At 40.0% G+C, this 25,004-nt stretch carries 9 protein-coding genes; 7 read left to right on the top strand and 2 right to left on the bottom strand.

Annotation, left to right across the window (positions count from 1 at the left end; genetic code table 11):
* Positions 1–25: 25 nt before the first annotated feature.
* From U0R11_RS01185 to U0R11_RS01165, 5 genes are all read left to right on the top strand, one after another.
* The gene (locus tag U0R11_RS01185) at positions 26–1,501 is read left to right on the top strand and encodes an FG-GAP-like repeat-containing protein (protein ID WP_406749421.1); all 1,476 of its coding nucleotides are present in this window, start codon (positions 26–28) and stop codon (positions 1,499–1,501) included.
* The gene (locus U0R11_RS01180; protein ID WP_406749420.1) at positions 1,498–4,002 is read left to right on the top strand and encodes a TonB-dependent receptor; all 2,505 of its coding nucleotides are present in this window, start codon (positions 1,498–1,500) and stop codon (positions 4,000–4,002) included. Before U0R11_RS01185 ends, U0R11_RS01180 begins: the two co-directional genes overlap by 4 nt.
* On the top strand, positions 4,002–5,060 hold the full coding sequence (locus tag U0R11_RS01175; protein WP_406749419.1) for a DUF4249 domain-containing protein: 1,059 nt from the start codon (positions 4,002–4,004) through the stop codon (positions 5,058–5,060). Before U0R11_RS01180 ends, U0R11_RS01175 begins: the two co-directional genes overlap by 1 nt.
* A 143-nt stretch (positions 5,061–5,203) precedes the next feature.
* Complete coding sequence (locus U0R11_RS01170; protein ID WP_406749418.1) at positions 5,204–6,985, top strand: acyl-CoA dehydrogenase; 1,782 nt, start codon at positions 5,204–5,206, stop codon at positions 6,983–6,985.
* Between the two features lie 13 nt (positions 6,986–6,998).
* Entirely contained in the window at positions 6,999–8,957 is a 1,959-nt protein-coding gene (locus U0R11_RS01165) for a M1 family metallopeptidase (RefSeq protein ID WP_406749417.1), read from the top strand.
* Positions 8,958–9,070: 113 nt separating this feature from the next.
* On the opposite strand, the gene U0R11_RS01160 is transcribed toward U0R11_RS01165, so the two are convergent.
* Positions 9,071–9,934, bottom strand: coding sequence for a prephenate dehydrogenase (locus U0R11_RS01160; RefSeq protein ID WP_406749416.1), 864 nt, complete (start codon positions 9,932–9,934; stop codon positions 9,071–9,073).
* Positions 9,924–11,099 (bottom strand): pyridoxal phosphate-dependent aminotransferase, encoded by a 1,176-nt coding sequence (locus U0R11_RS01155; RefSeq protein ID WP_406749415.1) that lies wholly within the window; start codon positions 11,097–11,099, stop codon positions 9,924–9,926. The genes U0R11_RS01160 and U0R11_RS01155 overlap by 11 nt, the downstream gene beginning before the upstream one ends.
* Before the next feature lie 301 nt (positions 11,100–11,400).
* Between U0R11_RS01155 and U0R11_RS01150 the strand changes: the two genes are divergently transcribed.
* Together U0R11_RS01150 and U0R11_RS01145 are read left to right on the top strand one after the other, a co-directional pair.
* Positions 11,401–11,538 carry a hypothetical protein gene (locus U0R11_RS01150; RefSeq protein ID WP_406749414.1) on the top strand — a complete coding sequence of 46 codons (138 nt, stop codon included), beginning with the start codon at positions 11,401–11,403 and terminating at the stop codon, positions 11,536–11,538.
* Positions 11,539–11,723: 185 nt separating this feature from the next.
* A complete protein-coding gene (locus U0R11_RS01145; RefSeq protein WP_406749413.1) occupies positions 11,724–24,998 on the top strand; it encodes a T9SS type B sorting domain-containing protein in 13,275 nt (4,424 codons plus the stop codon).
* The last annotated feature ends 6 nt before the right edge of the window (positions 24,999–25,004 follow it).

Here is a 25,004-nt window from a genome sequence, read left to right as displayed (position 1 = left end):
TAGGGTCCTACTTGGCTTGGCTGTCGTGTATATTTCACTATTCCAATGGAGTTGTCAAGATACACAAGTGGCCGAGGGTAAGGCATTAGCCCAAAAACATTGTGCTACTTGCCATGCATTGCCAAGTCCTGATGTATTGCCCAACAATGTCTGGAAATACAGTACTTTGCCATACATGGGAACACTCATGGGGGTTCAGAAAGAAATAGATCAATTGCAGAAGCCTTTGTCGGATTATGCCATGTTAAAATCTCCTCAAGCCCTCATTTCCGACGAAGATTGGGATAAGATAAAGGCTTACTATTTAGCGGAATCTCCTGCCAAATTTCCTGAAACAAAACCCAATCCAGTTACTCCACTTAAAAACCTGTTTACTGTGGAAGATTTACCTGTGAAATTGGAAGGAGGAACTTTCCCTAATTTTACCGCAATAAAAATAGATGGGGCTCATCGACAGATCATCGCTGGAGACCAGTCGAACCGTATCATTTGGTTATTGGATAAACAAGGGAAAGCTATTCAGCAATGGAAGGACCAAAATGCCTTAACCCATGTGGATGGGAGTGCTGGAAAATACCGTTTCACCTACATTGGCACAACGACCCAGGCGAATCCCAATGTGAATGGTGTAAGCCAATTGGTGACATTTGCTTCCAACAAATCGCTGGTCAATCAACAGGATTTAAAAAACTTAAATAGGCCATTGCAAGTGAGTGCTGCCAATATGGATGAAGATTCTGATGAAGAGTTGGTTTCTTGTGAATTTGGCTTTCAAGTGGGGGGCTTGTCCATTTGGAAAAAAGGGAAATCAGGGACTTGGGCGCAACAAGTAGTAGAGGCGCAAACTGGGGCTACTCGAGTTATTATAAAGGATTTTAACCAAGACGGGAAACAAGATATGCTGGCTTTGTTTGCTCAAGGAGATGAGCGGATAATCCTTTATTTGAACCAAGGTAAGCTACAGTTTCGTCGTAAAATCCTATTGCGTTTTCCTCCTATTTATGGAACTAGTTCTTTTGATATCGCGGATTTGGATCAAGATGGAGATTGGGATATAGTCTGTACAGCTGGAGACAATGCTGATTTTTCTACGGTTTTGAAGCCTTATCATGGTATTTATGTATTCAGTAATCAAGGGAATTTTCAGTTTAAACAGAGCGCATTTTTTCCTCAAAATGGCGCCACGAAAGTACTGGCCTCTGATTTTGATATGGATGGAGATCAAGATTTAGTTTCCATTGCTCTTTTTCCGGATGTTCAGAAACGAAGCGAAGAAGGATTTTTGTATTTGGAAAATATGGGTAATACTTTCCAGACAAAGAGTTTACCTATTCAGCATCTTGGTCGCTGGTCGGTGATGGATGTAGGTGATCTAGACGGGGATGGAGATGTTGATATCACTTTGGGCAGTCATGCCGTCGCTAAATTCCCAGAAGGAAGCTTTGACCCTGCTTGGAAACAAGCAAAAGGAGTTTTGATTTTACGAAATCAGAAGCGATGAAACAGGTATTACTGGTGTATTGTTTTCTGTTATCCTTTGCCACCTTGGGTCAAAAAAAAGGGAATTTCATTTTTTCAGGAACGATCCAAGATAACGAAACAAAGACTCCTATCGAAGGGGCTTCTATCTTTTTTTCTGGTCTTACAATTGGAGCAAGAACGGATTCATCTGGGTATTTTTCACTCACATTGCCTTCCCGTTCCTATCAAGCGGTTTTTCGCAGCCTTGGGTATAAATTTAAATCGAGTAAAATTGATTTAAAAGAAAATATACGGATTTCGATTTATTTAGAGAAGTCGGAACAAATGTTAGATGAAGTGGTCATATCGGAGGAGAAGTCAGATGCCAATGTGAGCAGAACCTTGATGGGGGTGGAAAAGATGACCAGTAAGACGCTGAAAAAATTGCCCAATTTGATGGGAGAGGCAGATGTGATTCGAAGCATCATGTTGCTTCCCGGTGTCTCAACCGTGGGAGAGGGGGCTTCCGGCTTTAATGTGCGAGGTGGTAACGTGGACCAAAATTTGGTCTTGCTAGATGGAGTGCCGCTGTTTAATACTTCCCATTTATTTGGTTTTTTTACGAGTTTTAATGCCGACATGGTGCAAGATTTGAGTTTGTACAAAGGAGGAATTCCAAGTAAGTATGGAGGTCGTGCTTCATCCGTGTTAGATGTGCGCATGAAAGAAGGTGATTTTGAAAAATGGCAAATTCAAGGGGGAATTAGTCCCATTTCCAGTCGACTGTTAGTAGATGGGCCATTGAGTAAGGGGAAAACGTCCTTGATTTTGGGTGCCCGAGGGTCGCTGTCAGATTTTTATTTGGGTTATTTTCCCAATCCAGCGCTTCAAAAAAGTAAAGCCAAATTTTATGATGTCAATGTCAAATTGACGCACCGCATTGGTAGAAACCAGCGTTTTTCCTTATCTGCTTATGTTAGTAATGACGGTTTCAAATTTGCGGCAGATACCCTTTATGCTTGGCAAACCAAGACTTTAAGCTTTCAACATGTTGCCTTATGGCGAAATTGGTCACATCATTTCATTGCCTTTGCGAGTGAATATGCTTATGGTATTGAGGGCTTGAAATCAGGCTATGAGTTTATTTGGCGACCGTCGATTGCTCAAAAGACCCTGCGGGAAGATCTAAGCCTTGATTTGAAAAAGTGGGGACGGGGTGATCTTGGAGTAGAATTTACAGCTTACCGGAATGATGCCGGAACTTTTCAGCCTAGTACAAACAATTCTGTTGTGAATACTTTTCCCATGCAAGCGGAATATTCGCGTGAAATGTCTGTATACCTTGGGCATAACCTGCAGATTAATAAGCGGTTCAGTCTGGATGTTGGCTTAAGGTATGCTTATTATCAATTACGCGGTCCGCAGCAGTTTTATCGCTATAAACCAGGTTTACCCCGTGCCATAAACGCAATTACAGACACTTTAGGCTTTCTGTCAAACGATGTAATACAATCTTACGGAGGCTTTGAACCGCGATTGTCATTCGCCATAAAATTGGACACCAATACGTCCATTAAAATGGGTTTCAACCGCATGCAGCAGTTTATGCATTTGTTGTCCAATACCATGGCAGTATCACCCGTGGATATTTGGAAGAATTCAAATCCTTATTTGCCCCAACAAGTAGCCGATCAATATTCGATCGGGATTTTTAGAAATTTCAGCAATGCACAAAACGCAGTTTTCGAGGCATCAGCAGAAGTATATTACAAGCGTTTATCTCATGTTATTGATTACATCGATGGGGCCGCTATTTATTTGAATCCAACGGTGGAGACAGAGTTATTAGTAGGGGAAGGCCGTGCCTATGGGGCTGAGTTTTTCTTGAAAAAGGCGCGGGGAAAACGTTTGACAGGTTGGATTTCCTATACCTATGCGCGCTCGTTTCGGTTGATTGAAGCCAACGAAAATCAATTGGCGGCCAATTTTGGGAAGGAGTTTCCGGCCAACTTTGACATGCCGCACAATTTTAAATTTGTGTTGAATAATCGTTTATCTAAACGAATCTCTTTTAATGCGAATTTTACCTATACTTCCGGCCGGCCGATAACCTATCCGAACGCCCGCTATAAGGTATATGCGTTCAATGATTTATTTGATTATGGATATGCAAGTGGAATTTTTCCTCGGCCGGGCTTGGCTCCTTCCACTAATTCAAATGGAAGTTCAAGCAATACCTCTTTGACAGGTACAAGTATACAGCCCTTGTTGGACGGATATTCGAGTCCCAGTTTCACCTTGCGTAACCAAGAGCGTATACCTTATTACATGCGCTTGGATATTGGGTTCACAATTGAACCGAAGGAAGCTAAACGATGGCAGGGTAGTTGGAATTTTTCCATCTATAACCTTTTAGCCCGAGAAAATGCCTATTCGATTTTTTTTAGGTCATCCACAGGTTTGATAAACCAAGCGCGCACGTATCAATTATCCGTGTTGGGTGCAGCAATTCCGTCCCTGACCTATAATTTTAAATTTTGATGAAGAGATTATTGGTATTGTTGGGCTTATTGGGTTTGTTCTCTTGTGAGACGGAAATCACGGATTTCAAGACGAAAAACTTGAGTGACGCGCTTGTTGTATATGGAGAGATGTCAAATTTGGCTGGCCCTTATACCGTTCGTTTAAACTATACTTCTGCTTACTCGCCATTTGATCCTACCGAATTTCAGGGGCAGCCGATTCCCGGTGCGGCTGTACGGATTGTGGATGATAGCGGGTCAGTCATTGCGTTAAAAGAGATGCAAAAAGGAATGTATCAAACACCAGCGACATTTCAGGGTCAGATTGGGAAGAAATATCGCTTAGAAATTAGGACAGCAGACGGACTTGAAATTGTATCGAATTGGCAGCAACTATCAGTACCTGTTGGGATGAAGTCATTTACTTCCACCTATAAAAATGCTGATCAGGTAAAGGACATGTATTTTAAATTGCAGGCCAGTTTACAAGATACTCGCGGAACGGAAGATTATTATTTTGTTAAACGCCAAGATTTCATTCAGTTTTTGACTACTTGCCCTAGCCCTCCACCGCCACCGGCTCCAGTACCAATTTGTTACAATAAGTGCTGGCAGGCAACCCAAAATACGCAACCCATATTAGCGGAAGATACCTTTTTAGATGGACGAGAAATAGATTTACCCTTGGAACCGATTCCCTATGATGATTTTACGGAATGGTTTGTACAGCTGGAGGTCTACCACGTAGATAAATTGACGTATCAGTACTGGAAACGCCAGGAAGACCAGCGTATCTTGGACGGTGGGATTTTTGATAAGATACCCGCGCAAATCATTGGAAATTTGACCTGTTTAAACAAGCCAGATCGGCAGGTATTAGGATATTTTATGGTCGCTGGAAAATCGAAAGAGCGCAAGTTCGTAGATCGGTATCAGGGGATTCCATCCGAATCGTATCAAAAGCTGGTTCGTTATATCGATTTCAACAAATTGAGACATCAAAATACCCCTTTGTGGGATTGCCGTCTTGCTGCTTGGATTCCGTACAACGTGGGATTGACCTTACCGGTGTATTAATCATTAACCATTTTTATATTCATTTTCCCCTTTAATTTCGGCAATCCATACAGGTCTGGAGAATCGGCTCATTGAAACACAAACTAGTATGCTTGCATAATATATTTTTTTTCTGCATTTTTGAATTTCTAATGTGTTTCTATATGGCAAAAGAATATGATCGTCGGAATCTCGACTTTATTTTAAAAGAAGTGTTGGACTTCGGTTCCTTATGTTCACACCCTTATTTTGCGGATTATACACCCGACATGTTCGACATGGTTTTAGACTCAGCGGAATCCATTGCTGAGCGCTATTTACGCCCTCATTTTGTGGATACCGACAGGCATCCTGCTGAATTGATTGATGGAACGGTACACGTACATCCATCTACAGAGGCCTATGTTAAAGAAATGGGTGAGTCAGGAATGATAGGCGCCACATTTTCGTATGAAAAAGGGGGACAGCAATTGCCTAGTACAGTAGGAGGTGCCCATGAGTTTATTCGTGGCGCGGCAAGTAATTCCATTGTCATGTTTACGGGATTAACCAATGGAGCAGCACACTTAATTGCTTCTTTCGGATCCGAGGAATTGAAAGCGGAATATGTACCTAATATGTTGAATGGCCGCTGGACAGGAACCATGTGTTTAACAGAACCACAGGCAGGAAGCTCACTGAATGATGTGTCTACCCAAGCCAAAGATCTAGGCAATGGATCTTATGCCATTAAAGGCCAAAAGATTTTTATTTCTGGAGGAGATAATCAATTCTCAGAAAACATCATTCACTTGGTATTAGCTCGATTAGAAGGAGCGCCTAAAGGCACCAAGGGGATTTCGTTATTTGTGGTTCCCAAGCGCAGAAAAGAAAATGGAGCATGGGTTTCCAATGAAGTGACTTCTTTGGGACTTTACCATAAAATGGGGCAAAAAGGAACGCCAGCATTGCATTTATCTTTCGGTGATAAAGGAGATTCCATTGGTTATTTGGTTGGAGAGCCCAACAAAGGACTATCCTATATGTTTCAAATGATGAATGAAGCTCGTTTGGGAGTAGGAATGGGAGGCGCTTACATCGCTTCTGCGGCATATCATTTCTCCAAACAATACGCCAATGAGCGCTCTCAAGGACGCAAGTTGAGTAATAAAGACCCAGAAACACCACCCACTTTGATCAAAAACCATCCGGATGTTCAGCGTATGCTCTATTTCCAGAAGGCCATCGTAGAAGGAGCTATGGGATTGTTATTTCAAAGTTTTATGTGGGAAGATTATTCCAAATGTTTAACAGGGGAAGAAGCTGAAAATTACCATACTTTATTGAATTTGATGACGCCGGTGGCTAAGACATATCCTGCCGAAATGGGATTGCAGGCAGTTAATCAAGGAGTTCAAGTATTAGGTGGTTATGGATATACCGAAGACTTTCCTTTGGAGCAAATGGCTCGCGATGTGCGGATTATGTCCATTTACGAAGGGACTACCGGTATTCATGGTTTAACTTTATTAGGTAGAGAAATTCCAGCCAATCAAGGTAAAGCCTTGAAGTTATTGGTGAATCTGATACAGAAGGATATAGAGGAAGCTAAAAAACATTCTGCTATCCATACTTATGCAGAAGAGCTGGAGAATGAAGTTGCCAAATTAGGTCAAGTGACGATGCATAAACTAAAAATAGCGGCCGGGGGAAAACCAGAATTATTCCTAGCGGATTCTACTTTATACATGGAATTGTTCGGACTGAATGTGGTAGCATGGCAGTGGTTAAAGCAAGGAACAGTGGCTAGTAAAGCTTTAGCAGAAAGCCCTTCTGCACTAGATAAGGAGTTTTATCAGGATAAGTTACATACCATGAAGTTCTTTTATCACTATGAGGTGCCTAAGGCTTTGGGATTAAATAAACGATTACTGGATACGGAAAATTTAACTGTATTTGAATCTTAAAATGATGATTTATATGAATAGAATATTGGCTTACGCTTGTCTTTTATTGAGCATTACTTGGGCAGCAAATGCCCAGACAAAGTCGACATATAGTGCTTACGAATTATTTCACCCTTTATGGAATTTTCAATCCAACTCACCGTATCGTTCGGGTGCTGGTATTCCAGGTCCATCTTATTGGCAAAACTCCGCTGATTATAAAATTCAAGTGAGTTTGGATGAGGAGGCTAGAAAAATTTCAGGAGATGTAGAGATTACTTACAAAAACAATTCTCCAGATAAATTAAGTTTTCTGTGGTTACAATTGGATCAAAATTCCTTTAATACCCAATCACGTGGCGGTAAAACGACTCCCATTTCTGGTGGACGTTTTGGTAATGTGGGTTTTGATGGAGGCTATAAAATTGAAAGCGTATTGGTGGATGGTAAAGCAAGTCCATTTATCGTGGAAGATACTCGCATGCAAATTCGCTTGGCGCAGCCTTTGGCAGAAAAATTAGGTCAAGCTAAAATTAAGATTGTTTATTCATTTACTTCTCCTAAAAATGGATCTGATCGTATGGGTTTGCAGGAGACTAAAAATGGCATGATATTTCAGGTAGCTCAGTGGTTTCCTCGCATGTGTGTCTACGATGATATTGAGGGTTGGAATGTTCTTCCTTATTTAGGTGCTGGTGAATTTTATTTGGAATATGGCAATTTTGAATATGCCATTAATGTACCCGCTTCGCATTTAGTGGTGGGTTCTGGAGAGTTAGTAAATCCAACTGAGGTATTTACCGCCGAGCAAGTAAAACGTTGGAATGCAGCAGCCAATTCTGAAATAACAGTTATCATTCGTGGGGAAGATGAAGTGAAAAATCCAGCTTCTCGACCAGCAAAAGACCGCTTGACATGGAAATTTAAATGTCAGAATGCCCGTGATGTGGCTTTTGCAACATCAAAATCATTTATCATGGATGCGGCCAGAATCAATTTGCCTAGCGGAAAAAAATCCATGGCGATATCGGTTTATCCAGAAGAGTCCAATGGTAAAAATTCCTGGGGAAGATCCACGGAATATGTAAAAGCATCTATTGAGTATTATTCTAAATGGTTGTATGAGTACACGTATCCTAGCGCGACTAACGTAGCAGGTATCGTATCAGGCATGGAATACCCGGGAATAATCTTCTGCGGATTTCGTGATCAAACAGCAGCTTTGTGGGGGGTAACAGACCATGAATTTGGTCATAACTGGTTCCCGATGATCGTAGGAACCAATGAGCGCAAGTTTCCTTGGATGGATGAAGGATTTAATACCTTCATCAATTTTTATTCCACGGATGCATTCAACGATGGGGAATACAAGAACCGCAAGTTTGATATGCATCAAATCGCTAAAGCCATGTTTAGAGAAAATGCCGATCCTATCATGTCGATTCCTGATGTGGTTCAACCTAGAAACTTAGGATGGGAAGCCTACAACAAACCGGGTTTTGGATTAAAGATTTTGCGTGAACAAATCTTGGGTGCCGACCGTTTTGACTATGCATTTAAGAATTATATCAAGAACTGGGCCTTTAAGCACCCTACTCCTTACGACTTTTTCCATGCTATGGAAGATGGAGCCGGAGAGGATTTAACGTGGTTTTGGAGACAGTGGTTTTTTGAATTATGGAAGCTGGATCAAAGTGTAAGTGATGTGGTGTATGTGGATCAAAATCCTACCAATGGAGCCATTGTGACGATTAAGAATTTGGATAAAATGATCATGCCGGGAATCGTCGAGGTAGAATTATCTGATGGTAAAAAGGAGCGTTATACTTTCCCTGTGGAGATCTGGCAGCGAGGAGGCAATTGGGATTTTAAGACCAATACCACCTTGCCCATTAGATCAGTTACTATTGATCCAGATCATGTATTTCCTGATTTGAACCCTCAAAATAATACTTGGAAACCGTATTCCTATCGAGTACCTAAGGCCAATTAACAGGAATTTGTGAAATTCAAATCCTGTGTTCTATTTATTAATACTTTTGTTTTATGCTTTCATCAGCACAACTAAAATGCTCCAGACATCGCAAGAAGTCTGGAGCTTATATTTTATTTACGGTTTAGAATCCGACCAATTTCATTCGCCTTGGCCAATTCTTCTTTGAGTTTTTCATAACTTCCAGAAAGCATCAGGCCTTTGTATTTCAATAGCGTGTTGATGTATTCATCCAATACATCCATCAAATTTTCTTGATTTTGGTGAAAGATTTGAATCCATGTTTCAGGCGATGATTTGGCCAAACGGACGGTTGACTCAAAACCCGTGGAAGCCAATTCGAAAATACGTTTTTCATCTTTTTCTTTTTCCAAAACGGTATTGGCTAAGGCAAATGAGCAGATGTGAGAAATATGGGAAATATAGGCTGTATGGACATCATGGCTGATGGAATCCATATAGATTAAGTTCATGTGTAAACCGTCTTGATATAAACTTTCAATCGTTTTTTCAGCATCAGGATCACTAAGTTCTTGGTCACAAATCACACAACGTTTCCCTTCAAAAAGTCCATCAATAGCCGCTTCTGGACCAGAAAATTCGGTTCCAGCCATCGGGTGAGTTGAGACAAATTGCTTTCTTCTAGGATGATTTTTTAGCGCTTCGTAAATCGGGCTTTTGGTTGATCCCACTTCAATGACGATTTGCTTATCGTTGAATTGGTCCAACATGTTGGGTAATTGTTCTACCAAATTATCTACTGGAATAGCAATAATAAGGATATCAATCACTTGTAAAGCTTCTTCCAAAGGTAATAGTTGATCGATTAAACCTAATTCCAAAGCTCTTTTTTGGTTCGGGCGATTCGTATCAATACCAATACACGCTTTGGCCCATCCACTTTTACGTAGACCTAGCGCCATGGAACCACCGATTAATCCTATACCTAATATTCCTACGACTTTGTTAGATTCCATTCGACTGTGATTTTATGCGCTTGATAGCTGTTTCAAAAAGGAAAATGGGGGCACATAGTGAGATGCGGATGTAATTATTTCCTTGACTTCCAAAAATACCACCTGGGGTAATGAAGACAGCATTTTCGCTAAGAATTTTGTCGGAAAGCTCATATCCATCAACATAAGTATGGGGGATTTTAGCCCAAACAAACATGCCGCTTTGTTTCGGATCATAGCTACAGTTCAATAAGTCCATTAACTGAAATACTACGTTTTGACGTGCAGCGTAAATCTCATTTTGTTGTTTAAACCAAGCAGAATCAGCTTTTAATGCCTCAGCCGCTGCTTCTTGTAGCGGTAAAAACATACCAGAGTCCATGTTGGATTTAAAAGTCAAAATGGGCGCTAAGAATTCTTGTTTTCCCATGACAGCCCCAATTCTCCAACCCGCCATATTATGGGATTTGGAAAGAGAATTTAATTCTAAGGCCACATCCTTCATCCCTAGTATACTTAACATACTGATGGGCTCCTCATTTAAGATGAAGCTATATGGGTTATCATTGACCAATAAGATGGAATGAGTGACGGCAAAATCACGCAGCTTTTCAAAAAATGCTTTGTTGGCCTTAGCACCCGTAGGCATATGGGGATAATTCACCCACATGATTTTCACTTGGGATAAATCCCGCTTCGCTAATGCATCTAAATCGGGTAACCAGCCATTGGTTTCCGACAGCTCATAACTTTGCACTTCTGCACCTGTTAGGGCACAAGCAGCTTGGTAGGTTGGGTATCCAGGATTGGGGATTAAGGTGATATCTCCTTTTTCCAAATAGGCCATAGCAATGTGCATGATGCCTTCTTTGGAGCCCATCAGAGGCAATATTTCGGAATTAGGGTCAAGGGTTACTTGATATTGTTTATCGTAAAATTGAGCAAAAGCTTCACGCAATGCGGGAATACCTTGGTAACCTTGGTAGGCATGGTTTTCTTTTTTCTGGGCGCTAGCAATCAATGCCTGAATGGTGACATCTGAGGGTGCTAGGTCAGGACTACCAATACCAAGATTAAGCACAGGGATACCTGATGCTTTCAAGGCTGCAATCTGTTTTAGCTTGGTAGAAAAGTAGTATTCTTGTACAACTTGTAACCGAGAAGCTGGAGAAATGGTGAAGCTCATAAAACAAAAAAACCGACTTTGGGCCGGCTCATAATAAGTTTAAATTAAATCTATACCTACAATAGCCTATTGGCAGGATGGATATCCTGCGTAATAATAAGCGTAGTAATAAGTAGTTGAATGCATAATCATGTGTCAAAGGTATAAAAAAAAAGTTTTTATGCAAACCCATGTAAATGAGATACCCAAAAAGCAACATTCCAAATTGAGTACAAATCTTCTAGCCAATTAATTGGATTCATACGTGTGATTTCCTAGTTTAGCATTGCCTAATGGCAATCTAACCACTAAAATATATACCATGAGTTCTTCATTCAGCCCTAAATGGGTACCTCTACTTTTGCATTTTGGTCTTTTAAACAACAAGAGTTTTGTTGTTTTCTATGTCGTGCTTATTAGCCTTGGCTATTTCAAAGCCATTAATTTGATGTTTTTCTAGTCGACTTATCGCTGTGAATCAAGGAGTTTAATAGCTCAATCTCCACATTTGTCCGCTTCAAATTATTTTTAATTTCTGAATTCAAGGTGTAAAGCTTTGTTGCTCTAATCGCGATGTATACCACTAATAAACTAAGAATTTCCTATTCTTTTAGAATGGGGGCTATTCTGACAAACCTGATTTTTTTGATTTTTCTTTTTCATTCGGAAAAAGTTTATTCAGTAGGAATTTACAAAAATGATAAATTCCCCAAACAGGCTTTATCGCATACTTTGCCTAAAAGTCAAGCTGCGACACAGTTCAGATTAACTTCCATAAACTCTACCTCGGTGGCAGGTGATTTTTTGAATGTTAATCTCGAAGCTATTGATTCCCAAGGCCAAGTTGATCTTACGTATCATGGCACCAAACAAGTGGCATTTTCTGTTTTTGAAAATCAATTATTGGATTATCCAGCAATAGTTAATGGTTCCAACTTCGGAGAGCTTATATCTGTTAATTTTATTAATGGTAAAGCTCAAGTCGAATTGGTGTTTTTTAGGGCAGGTTTAACAACTATTCAAGCGAATGATTCTGGAATGGTTTCCAATATTTTTTCCATTCAAGTTATTCATGGAGTATGGTATAGTTTTCAAATTAAATTAGAGCCCAATTTTAAGAATCAATCACCTGTCAGAGGTGAAAATCAAATTTTAGCAGTTGACGGTTTTGGTAATGTTGTTCCAGATTTTGATGCAAGTGAAAATCCTGTAACCATTGCGAGTGCAGCATTAGATGGAGTAATTAGTGGATTGGGTTCAAAAGGAAATAATGTATTAGATCAATCTTCGGATTTTGTTGACGGTATTGCTGATTTAACAGCTTTAGGGATGATTTATTCTGGACAAAATATTAATACCGATGTATTAAATGTTTCTACGGATAATGGAGTTTATGTGGACAGTGAGCCTGTTGAAATACTTCCTCAGGATTTGGAAAACAATTACTTTGTTCTTGAAGGTTCAAATTCGGTCCATGTGGGTGAAGTTCTCCCTATAAAAGTAGTGGCTAAAAATATATTGGGATTTACAGAATCAAATTATGTGGGTATCAAAAAATTGCGGTTTGGAGGAGCCCTTACAAGTGGGATTTATTATCCAACAGCCAATGGTGTCAATTTTGGAGAGGAAATAGAAGTGAATTTTATCTCTGGGATAGCTGAAGTCAATTTAATTCTTAGAAAAGCAGAGCAAGCCAGTATCATAGTGACTGATAGTACTATTGCATCGAATTCACCTTTATCTGTTCAAGTGATACCTGGCCCGCTTACTCATTTTGAAATTGTGGGGGCAACCAAGCAACAGGCAGGGAGTGTACAGACTTTAAGTATCCGCGCGATAGATATCTATGGTAATGTAGCCAGTTTCTTTTCGGGCACTAAATCCCTCATCTTTTCAGGAGCCAGCTCCACGAGCAACCCTATTCGAAATCCCAGCGTTTCTGGGGTAGAATTGGGACAAGCTGTTCAGGTAGCCTTTACGAATGGAATCGCTCAAGTAGATTTGATTCTATACCAAGTAGAAACCGCAATTATCCATGTAACTGATGGTATTGTTTCTGCAAAATCTGCTTTGTCGATTCAAGTAAAATTTAACCAGTCGAATCATTTTGTCATCAGTGGAAATACGACTCATCAAGCGGGAACTTCTCAGAAATTAAGTATCGCACTTGTTGATAGTGAAGGAAATGTGAATTCACTATATACAGGAACCCAAACGCTGACTTTTTCAGGAGCTAGCGCAGCGAACAATCCAACAAGTAAACCCAGCGTTTCTGGGGTAGATTTTGGACAAGCTGTTCAGGTAGTATTTGCCAATGGAGTAGCCCAAGTAGATTTGATTTTATACAAAGCTGAGTCGGCGTCTATTTCCGCCAGTGATGGGACAATCACAACAAGTTCCCCTTTAACCATTCTAGTAAATTCTGGTTCAGTCGCTCATTTTTTGATCAGTGGTAATACAACTCTGCAAGCAGGTAGCACCCAGACTTTGGGTATTAAAGCAGTTGATGAGTATGGTAATGATGCTATTGAATATACAGGCACAAAAACTTTGACCTTTACTGGGGCAAGTTCAACGATTAATCCAACTAGAAATCCTACGGCATCAGGCATTGAATTAGGTCAGCCTGTTCAGGTAGTATTTACCAATGGAGTAGCTCAAGTAGATTTGATTTTATACAAAGCTGAGTCGGCGTCTATTTCCGTAAGTGATGGGACAATCACAACAAGTTCTCCTTTATCCATTCAAGTAAATTCAGCTTCAGCCAGTCGATTTGACATCAGTGGCAACACTACCCAGCAAGCAGGCAGTGTTCAGACATTAAGCATCAAAGCTGTGGATGACTATGGAAACGTAGATACAGGATTTAAGGGTGGTTTTTCTGATGTGAATTTGACGATTTCAGGAGCAAATGCTTCCATTGATCCTGTATTGAATCCTTTAGTTAAAGGTCGATATGTTACAGGAACATTTAATCAAGGATTGCTTGTATTGTTTAATCAAGGGCTCGCTTTGGTGGACCTGACATTGTATAAAGTGGAGTCGGCGTCTATTTCCGCCAGTGATGGGACAATCACGACAAGTTCTCCTTTAGCCATTCAAGTAAATTCAGGTTTGGCCAGCGGATTTAAAATTACTGGAAACAGTATTCAACAAGTAGGTAGCACCCAGACTTTAGGTATAAAAGCAGTAGATGCTTACGGTAATGATGCTATTGAATATACAGGCACAAAAACTTTGACCTTTACGGGGGCAAGTTCAACGAGTAATCCGACTGGAAATCCTACGGCATCAGGTATTGAATTTGGGCAGCCTGTTCAAGTGGCGTTTACCAATGGAGTAGCGCAGGTGGATTTGATATTATACCAAGTGGAAACAGCGAATATCCATGTAAGTGATAGCAACATATCTGCAAAATCTGCTTTGTCGATTCAAGTAAAATCTAACCAATCTAGTCATTTTGTCATTAGTGGAAATACCACTCAACAAGTAGGTGCCACCCAGACTTTGGGTATTAAAGCAGTTGATGAGTATGGTAATGATGCTATTGAATATACAGGCACAAAAACATTGACCTTTTCTGGGGCGAGTTCAACGAGTAATCCAACTAGAAAACCTACGGTATCAGGTATTGAATTTGGGCAGCCTGTTCAAGTGGCGTTTGCCAATGGAGTAGCGCAGGTGGATTTGATATTATACCGAGTGGAAACAGCGAATATCCATGTAAGTGATGGCAACATATCTGCAAAATCTGCTTTGTCGATTCAAGTAAAATTTAACCAGTCGAATCATTTTGTCATCAGTGGAAATACGACTCATCAAGCGGGAACTTCTCAGAAATTAAGTATCGCACTTGTTGATAGTGAAGGAAATGTGAATTCACTATATACAGGAACCCAAACGCTGACTTTTTCAGGAGCTAGCGCAGCGAACAATCCAACAAGTAAACCCAGCGTTTCTGGGGTAGATTTTGGACAAGCTGTTCAGGCAGTATTTACGAATGGAGTAGCCCAAGTAGATTTGATTTTATACAAAGCTGAGTCGGCGTCTATTTCCGTAAGTGATGGGACAATCACAACAAGTTCTCCTTTATCCATTCAAGTAAATCCAGGTTTGGCCAGGCGATTTGACATCAGTGGCAACACTACCCAGCAAGCAGGCAGTGTTCAGACATTAAGCATCAAAGCTGTGGATGATTATGGAAATGTGGATACAGGATTTAAGGGCGGTCTTGCTGATGTTAATATGGTTTTTTCAGGAGCGAATGCCTCCATGAATCCAGTTTTAGATCCTTTAGTTAAAGGTCGATATGCTACTGGAACGATGAATCAAAGTCTCTTAATTATGTTTAACAGTGGAGTTGCTCAAGTCGACTTAACGCTGTATAAAGTGGAGCAGGCTTCGATTATTACTAGTGATGGAACAATTTCATCTAATTCTTTATCCATTCAAGTTATTCTATCAACCTCAGATCGATTTGAAATCAGCGGAAATACAACTCAACAAGCGGGCACTCCCCAGACTTTGCATATCCAAGTGGTAGACGCCTATGGAAATGTGGATAATCGATATTCTGGAACAAAAACATTGACCTTTTCTGGGGCAAGTTCAGCGAGTAATCCAACGGGAAAACCTACTGTATCAGGTATTGAATTAGGTCAGCCTGTTCAGGTGGAGTTTAGGAATGGAATTGCTCAAGTAGATTTGATAGTATATAAGGTAGAACTAGCTAAAATCATAGCTAGCGAAGGTTCCATGTCAACCAATTCCCCCTTATCCATTCAAGTAAATTCGGGAACTGTTACTTATTTTGAAATTAATGGAAGTACTACTCAACTAGCAGGAGCTTCTCAGACTTTGGGTATCCAAGGATTGGATGCTTATGGAAATGTAGATAGTCAATATTCTGGCAAGAAAACATTGACCATTTCTGGGGCGAGTTCAACGAGTAATCCAACAAGAAAACCTACGGTTTCAGGTATTGAATTAGGTCAGCCTGTTCAGGTGGAGTTTACGAATGGAGTAGCTCGGGTGGATTTGAAAGTGTATCAGGCAGAACAAGCTAAAATTAAAGCTATTGATGGCAACATTTTAACAAATTCCCCTTTATCCATTCAAGTTAATCCAGCTTCAGCTAGTCGATTTGACGTCAGTGGCAACACCACCCAGCAAGCAGGCAGTGTTCAGACTTTAAGCATCAAAGCTGTGGATGACTATGGAAATGTAGATGCAGGATTTAGGGGTGGTTTTTCTGACGTGAATTTGACGTTTTCGGGAGCAAATGCCTCCATTGATCCTATATTGAATCCTTTAGTTAAAGGTCGATATGTTACTGGAACATTGAATCAAGGATTGATTGTATTGTTTAATCAAGGGCTCGCATTGGTGGACCTGACATTGTATAAAGTAGAACAGGCAGCCATTACTGTTTCGAATGGAATATTATCTAGTAGTCCACTAGGAATTCAAATAAGTGCGGCTCCCATAAATAAATTTAATCTAGCAATACAAAATCAGTTTCAAATAAATCAAGTTGTTGGAGAAAATAATCAACTAATAGCTTTGGATGCGTATGGAAATGTGGCTACTAGTTTTAATCCAGCTTTAGATCCAATAAAAGTAAGTACAGACCTTCAAGGGACCGTTGTAGGAATGGGGGGAAATTCCTCTCTTGTCATAGATCAATCCACACAATTTGCACAAGGTATTGCTGATCTGAAAGTATTAGGATTTAACTATTTGGGTGAGGCAGGAGAAGGAACATTTACTTTTTCAACAGCTTCGGGTATCCAAGTCAAAAGTGCTCTAGTTGTGGTTTACCCCAATAAGCAAAGTAATTATCGCTTTAAAATATCGGGAGAATCTATTCAAGTGGCAGGAAGAAGTCAAGTGCTAACTATTGCTATTCAGGATACCTTGGGAAATGCATTAAGCAATTTCAGTGGAAACCTAGAGGTTATATTTTCAGGTGCAAATGCTTCCCTTACCAATAGTGTCAAACCTATTGTTTATAACCAATTAAATACACCTATTTCATTTGGATATCGGACTGCATTGTATTTTGAAGGAGGGATTGCGCATGCACAATTGACCCTGTATCGAGCGGAATTGGCTGCTATTGGAGCTAAAGAAATGGGTACGAATGTCATTCCATTAGATGAGAATAAACTCTCCATTCAAGTTAAAGCAGCGGATTTATATCAATTAGTCCCTGCTTTAGAGAGTCCACAATATACAAGGCAAATATTTTCTGGAACCAATACCTTAACAGCCAAGGATGAATATGGTAATGTTTGTTTGGAATTTAATGCAGCAAACAATCCCATTACACTTTCTTTGACAAGTGATGGAAGTGTAGGCTTTAAGAGTTTAAGTAACACAAAGATATTATCTCGTACAACGGATTTTAGTCAAGGTATTGCCAATTTAAGCCAATTAGGCCTTTATTATTCAGGTTTAGAGGGAAATAAGAGCTTTGTTTTTACTAGTAAAACAGGAATTACAGTAACCATTAATCCCGTTCAACTAGTTAAGTCTGCCCAATCGGTATTTTTACAAATTTCAGGTAATTCAACCCAAATAGCGGGTGAGTCTTCGTGGTTTCAAATTCAAGCTCTTGATGCCAACAATGAACTAGTAACTGATTATGCAGGAAGTAAATCGCTCTTGTTTTTTGGTGCGGGGATTACTATTGCTAATCAATATGTGCCAACCATTCAGGACTCATTAAGTAACATTCAAGTAGAATTTGGAAAACCTGTCTTGGTTCAATTTATAGGAGGAAAAGCGCGTGTAAAAATGAACTTATTTTTGGCTGAAACAGCTTTTTTAACAACAAGAGAGTCTATTAATACGGGTGCCATTGCTGGAGATTCATGGGCAATTCAAGTAAGAGCAAACAAGGTAGCTCAACTAGTTTCCAGTATTAGTAGTCCACAAACCAATGGTCGCCCATTTGTAGGAGTTAATACCCTAACGATTAAAGATGCTTATGGGAATATTTGCCTTGATTTTGATGCTTCAAAAACTCCGATTATGGTGACGACTTCTGCCAATGCTAGTATCACTGGATTAGGTTTAGAAGGAGGAAATGTGTTAAATCAGTCTACGGATTTTGAGAATGGAGTAGCCAATTTAACAGCTTTAGGGCTGATCTATTATAGTCCTTCTATTACCTCTAAAATTGCCAATAAATGGGTCAATTCCGCGAAACAAGTTCAAGAATCGAAAAATAGTCAAGCAGATCCTTTTGCTCCTAGTTTTATATTTTCATTGACTTTTGAATCCAATTTGATAAGTACTTCTGCTAGTAATGTACTCATTTCTGGTCAAGAGGAGCGATTAGTGATTACAGGATCAAGCTTACATTTTTCAGGTAAAAGTCAATATATCAACATTCAAGCCAAAGATGCTCAAGGAGTTTTAGTAAGAACCTATTCTGGAATAAAAAACCTGCAATTTTCAGAATCAGCAGCCACAGGCAATCCAGGCACTATCGCCTCTACTCAAGGTACACCCTTTGGGTCTATTAGTCCCATTGAGTTTTTTGAAGGCACAGCCACAGTTGAGTTAATCGTGTATAATTTGGCTATAAAAGACACCATACATGTCCACGATGGATACATAGGCAGTGATTTGCCTTCAGATAAATTAGTGACTCAAGTAGTTTTAGGGAATGTCAGCAACCCAATAACAGGGAATCAATATGAAGTAACGGAAGATATTTATTTCTCATTTGATGCTCGACAAATCCCTGTTTGGTCCATTCAGGGGAGAAATGTTGTTTTACGAATTGATAAGAGCAAAATCACGAATGAACAGCTGGCCGATTCTCAGACCATGGCCAAATTAGTAGAAAGAACAGATGCTATTTATGAATTTTATAAAAATAGCTTAGGTTATGAACCCTCAGGAGGCAACCCGAATTTTGGCTACAAAACCAGTGTGTTTTTAGGGATTCCTTCTTGTGGTTCTGGTTGTGGATTGGTAGGAGCCAAAGGAATTGAAGTCAGTGGTTTTGACAATATGTATTTCAATCTAAAAAATAATACCAATGTTAACCGTGATGTGATTTTAGCCTATGAATTTGGTCGAAATTTCTTTGATTTTAGCAGTAAAGTTCTGTTTCCTTTTTCTCCCAATACCAATGAAAAAAATGGAGGAATGGCAGAGGCCTTTGCTAGTTTATTTACGGCGTATGCCTTTGATCAAATCATAACGGATTCTGATCAAAGACGCTATAATGAGTCACTCATCAATATTCATTGGTTTAAGGAGAATTTTATTGGCTATATCAATGATGTACAGGCAAACCCCTACAATGTTTTGGCCAAATGGGATCGTGTGGGTTACAATGATTACAATAGAGGTACTGGCACCAATACGGATGATGAACCTGCCTGGAAAACAGTGGGGCTTTTGCAGGGCATTATTGACACCTTTGGTAAGTCCACCATTTTTCCCAAATTCTTTCTGGAATTGAGAAAAATGTCAAAAGTCAATACCATTGAAGATGCGCTAAGTAATATAGCTCAAGCTACTGCCAATTGTACCCAAAGCAATGTAGTGCCATTTTTTAAGCATGTACTCAAGTTTAACCTCAATGCATCCACTGAAGCAGCTATAAATGCTTTACCCATTCATGCAGATCGATTAATTCCTTATGAAAATGTATTATGGTTTCTGTCTCCATTTCATACAGTTCGTATCAATATTCGGAGTATCAACTATCTAAATAATCAAAATTGGTATGTGATTAAAAAAGGGAATCTCCTTGTTTCATCAAGCCAACATGGAAATAACGAGATTCCTTATTCTATTTTGGGCAATCAAAATGAGGTGAATCTGACAATCGAAATGCAAGATGCCAATCAGCAAGTATTAGATTCCTATACCATCACGGTAAAGAAAAGGCATCAAATTAATTTATTCGATTACCCAGAGGAATTACATGCATTTTATTTAGCGAATCGCTCTTCAAAAATCATTCAAGAGTCAGGAAAAGTAGTGATTGAGAACTTAAGTCCTACACTCTTTGATCATGGGCTTTTAAGACGCCCATTCAGAATCGTAAAAAATCGTACGATGCGTTTTACGAGCACGATGCAGAGGATAGGCCCCAATTTTCAGGCAGGTGTCGTTACTAATTATACCACCTTAGTGACAGGAGGTACTTTTTATGGGACGGGTTCCCTTCGATTAGGTTATGATATAGGTCAAAATATTACAGCGAATGATTTTACACTAAATCAGTATGCTTATTCTCAAAATATGTTAAAATCGGGAGCTGAATTGAGCGTAGTCAATGTGGGGGTCGAGTCCATAGGTTTCAGTCAAAAGGCTTATTTTTCCAATTTACTCTATCAAGATGTAACAGATACCGATGGGGATGGTTTAGTGGATTTTGAAGATAATTGCCCCAGTACCTATAATCCCAATCAATTAGATACAGATAACGATGGCTTAGGAAATGTTTGTGATGATGACCTAGATAATGATGGGAATCCCAATAGCACAGATCCCAATCCTTTGATTGCCTTAGCCAATGATGATGTCATCCAACAAGATTTTAATGCAGGTCCCATATCGCTTAATATTTTAAGTAATGATGATTTTTTGCCAAGTTCAAACCTAAGCATTACTAAGATTTCAGGTACGGCTTTGGGCAGTGTTGCTTTTCAAGCTTCTACAGGCCTCATGACTTATACCCCTTCGGTGGCAGATGCAGATTCTGTTTCTTTGACTTATCAGGTTTGTTTTCTCCCAACAGGAATTTGTGCTACTGCTAAAGTTGTCCTATTAAATACTTTGCAGGCTTCTAAATTTATTCTTAGTGGCAGCGCTAGTCAGGTGGCAGGAACGAGTCAAACAATGACCATTCATGCTACCACCAAAAATGGAACGATCGTCACGGATTATACAGGAACCAAGACATTGTTATTTTCTGGAACTAATTCATCTTCAGCGCCAACGTATAAATCACAGGTGAATGGAATTGATTTTGGGCAAAATACTGCCCTTGATTTTGTCAATGGTATTGCCCAGGCAAATTTAGTGATATACAAATCGGGTTTGGATTCCATTAGCGCTCGTGATACCTATATTCAGACCAATGGGTCTGATAGGTTGGGAGTACTGGTTTCGGCCAAAGCATTTCATAATTTAGCCGTTCAATTGCAAAGTCCACAAGTCAATCAAATTCCTTTTTATGGGGTCAATACGCTGATAGCCCAAGATGAATATGATAATACTGTAAGCTCATTTAATGCATCCTTAAACCCGATCACGATCAGTTCTAATCAAGGGGGAGTAATTTCAGGCTTATCGGGAGGAAATCGATTAACGAGTTCCAGCGATTTTCAATTAGGTAGAGCTAATTTAACCCAACTGGGAATAACTTATACAGGTAATATAGGTTCAGATACCTTGATTTTTCAGCCTGTAACAGGTTTGGGAACCAAGGCGAGAATGGATATTTTGTCGGAACTAATTAAGCCTTCTCAATTACATTTATCGGGCGATTCGGTACAAGTGGCAGGCAGCTTGCAATTAGTTACCATACAGGTTTTGAATGATTTGGGGGAGCTAGTTGATACCTATACAGGGACCAAAAGCTTACTTTTTAGTGGAGCACAGAACTCCGTCAACCCTGTTCTTTTTCCGCAGGTTCTAGACAATCAATCACAAATCAGAAATTTTGGTTCGGTGACGAATGTTGATTTTGTAGGAGGAATAGCCCAAATATCCATGAAATTATTTCATGCCTCTTTGGCCCAGATTCAAGTTCACATATTGGAAGATACATTAATTTCAAGTATTCTGCCTGTCTTGGTGAAAGCAGGTCCTTTGGCCAAGTTTGATTTGCAAATGACTAGCCCTCAAACCACAGAAACGCCATTTGTGGGCGTAAATACATTGAGTGCCTTGGATGCCTACGGGAATCTTGTTACTGATTTTAACGCAGCCTTACAGCCTATTCAAGTAACGAGTACTTTGCCTGGATTTATCTTTGGCCTTTCTGGTGGAGATCAATTAACTAATTCCGGAGATTTTGTGCAGGGAATTGCGAATTTGAGTGCGTTGGGGATGCTATACTTAGGTGCTGAGGGGAAAGGATTTTTTACATTCAAAAGCAGTTCGGGTATTCAAATTACGAGTAATCTGATTGAAATCTTGATGGCAGATTTTGATGGTGATGGAATCCCCAATGCCATGGAATGCTATCAAACCTTTACGCTACAAGGGAACTGTCAAGATTTTGATGGTGACGGCTTAGTGAACTCCAGAGATACCGATTCAGATGGTGATGGGATACCCGATGAACGAGAAAAGAACAGAGATTCGGATGGTGATCGACATGCTGACTACCTCGATCTAGATTCGGATAATGATGGGATATTGGATTCCATTGAAGCAGAATTTGATCCAGATGGAGATGGAATACCCAATTATTTGGATTTGGATTCAGACAATGATGGCATCATGGATGTTTGGGAAGCCAGCAATAATTCCCGCGGGAATCTAGATGATAATTATGATGGTCGCGTGGATAAAAATGGACTATTGCCAGATAACAATGGAAATGGATTGGCGGATTTCTTAGAAACAGGTTTTGGCGGTCGACCTGCCCCCATACCTGATACAGACAAAGATGCTAAGCCAGATTATGTTGATCTCGATTCAGACAATGACCAAATTTTAGATGCCTCGGAGGGGACTAAGGATATAGATGGTGATAGTTTTCCCAATTACCGTGATTTAGATTCAGATGGGGATTGGTTAGGAGATCAAGATGAGCGGAATATTGATCATGATTTGGATGGAATTCCTAATTACTTAGATTTGGATTCCGATGGCGATGGTATTCCAGATGCCTGGGAAGGGAAAAATAAGTGTGCCACGTGTCAACAAATGAAAGACGATTTAGATGATGGATGGGACGACCGTGGGCAATATGTTAAGGTCATAGATACTGATTCTGATGGTACTTCGGATTTTTTAGATTTGGATTCAGATAATGATTGTATTCCTGATCGAATCGAATTGGGAGCCGATGGGGATGGGGATGAAATTCCGAATTTTCGAGATTTGGATTCGGACAATGATGGAATGTTGGATTCACAAGAAGCAGGAGATTGTCAACAACCTAGAGATAGTGATTCGGATGGATTATATGACTTTGAAGACGCTGATGCGGATAATGATACCATTCCAGATAGCGTAGAAGTTGGACCAAATCCGACTAATCCAGTGGATACGGATATGGATGGGAAAGCAGATTATTTGGATGTGGATTCGGATGGGGATGGAATTCCAGATGCGGTAGAGGCAGGATCAAATCCTAGCAAACCTGTGGATTCGGATGGTGATGGAAAAGCGAATTATCAAGATCTTGACTCAGATAATGACACGATACCTGATTCGGTAGAGGCCGGATTGAATCCAATTAAGCCAGTAGATACAGACTCGGATGGAATGGCTGATTATCTAGACTTGGATTCAGACCAAGATGGGATGTCGGATGAATTGGAGGCAGGATTGGACCCCAAAAATCCTATCGATAGTGACTTAGATGGTCAAGAAGATTTTCGAGATTTGGATTCAGATAACGATGGCATCCCCGATGCAGTGGAAGCAGGTGATTTCTTGCAGCCTATAGACAGCGATGCTGATGGAAAACCAGATTACCGCGATGTTGACTCTGATAATGATGGTATTTTAGATGCCATAGAAGTTGGTCCTGATTCGAGTAAACCTTTGGATACTGATGGAGACGGACGAGTAGATTATCGAGATATTGATTCTGACAACGATGGTATGCTGGATGGATTAGAAGCGGGGAAAGATTTGACGAAACCGGTGGATAGTGATGGAGATGGATCTTCGGATTACCGCGATAAGGATTCGGATAACGATGGTATTCCTGATACCGTTGAGGCTGGTTCAGATCCAAGGAATCCTTTGGATACAGACAAGGATGGTCAAGAAGATTTTCGAGATATGGACTCAGATAATGACACGATTCCAGATTCCATAGAAGCCGGGCTTGATCCTGTCATACCTGTCGATACCGATCAAGATGGCTTAGCCAATTACCGTGATCTGGATTCTGACGGAGATAGTATTCCTGATCAGGTAGAGGCGGGCTCTAATCCATTAAATCCAGTAGATACCGACGGTGATAGTTACCCAGATTATTGGGATCTTGACTCAGATAATGATACGATTCCCGATATGCGGGAAGTGGATCCAGATGTGAATCACCCTTGGGATACCGACTTAGATGGGAAAGAAGATTTTCGAGATGTGGATTCTGATAATGATGGCATCCCTGATCAAGTGGAAGTCGGGCTTAATGTGCTTATTCCGATAGATTCAGATCAGGATATGCTTCCTGATTACCGAGACGTGGACTCTGACAATAATGGATTAACGGATACAGTGGAGGCAGGCCCCAATCCATTACAACCTTTGGATACGGATGTAGACGGAATCGCAGATTATCGAGATACAGATGATGACAATGATGAAATAATTGACACCTTAGAAAATGACATCAATTATGGAGGATTACCAGATTGTGACAATGATGGAATCGATAATCGAGTGGATTCAGACATTTGCGAGATTTTTGCACCGCAAGCTATTTCACCCAATCAAGATGGTTTAAACGATGTGCTTGTCATCCCTGGAATATTTAGGATGCAACCCAATCGATTAGTTATTTATAACCGTTGGGGAGAGGTCGTTTTTGAAATGGATAATTATCAGAATAATTGGGGAGGTTTAACGGATAAAACCATAGGAATTTTGACCAACGATGGGAGATTGCCTGATGGGACTTATTATTATATGGTTGATTTTTTTGGTAAGTATCCTAATATTAGAACTTTCGTGTACATCAATCGATTAGCGAAATAATGGGAA

The sequence above is a fragment of the Aquirufa salirivi genome (assembly GCF_045310485.1).
Classification (GTDB): Bacteria; Bacteroidota; Bacteroidia; order Cytophagales; family Spirosomataceae; genus Aquirufa; species Aquirufa salirivi.
Note: the sequence above shows the minus strand (reverse complement) of the source record. Positions and strands in the feature narration are given on the sequence as shown.

Coding starts and splice junctions, on each gene's coding strand:
- U0R11_RS01180 (WP_406749420.1), top strand. CDS start 1,498: ATGAAACAGGTATTACTGGTGTATTGTTTTCTGTTATCCTTTGCCACC.
- U0R11_RS01175 (WP_406749419.1), top strand. CDS start 4,002: ATGAAGAGATTATTGGTATTGTTGGGCTTATTGGGTTTGTTCTCTTGT.
- U0R11_RS01170 (WP_406749418.1), top strand. CDS start 5,204: ATGGCAAAAGAATATGATCGTCGGAATCTCGACTTTATTTTAAAAGAA.
- U0R11_RS01165 (WP_406749417.1), top strand. CDS start 6,999: ATGAATAGAATATTGGCTTACGCTTGTCTTTTATTGAGCATTACTTGG.
- U0R11_RS01160 (WP_406749416.1), bottom strand. CDS start 9,934: ATGGAATCTAACAAAGTCGTAGGAATATTAGGTATAGGATTAATCGGT.
- U0R11_RS01155 (WP_406749415.1), bottom strand. CDS start 11,099: ATGAGCTTCACCATTTCTCCAGCTTCTCGGTTACAAGTTGTACAAGAA.
- U0R11_RS01150 (WP_406749414.1), top strand. CDS start 11,401: ATGAGTTCTTCATTCAGCCCTAAATGGGTACCTCTACTTTTGCATTTT.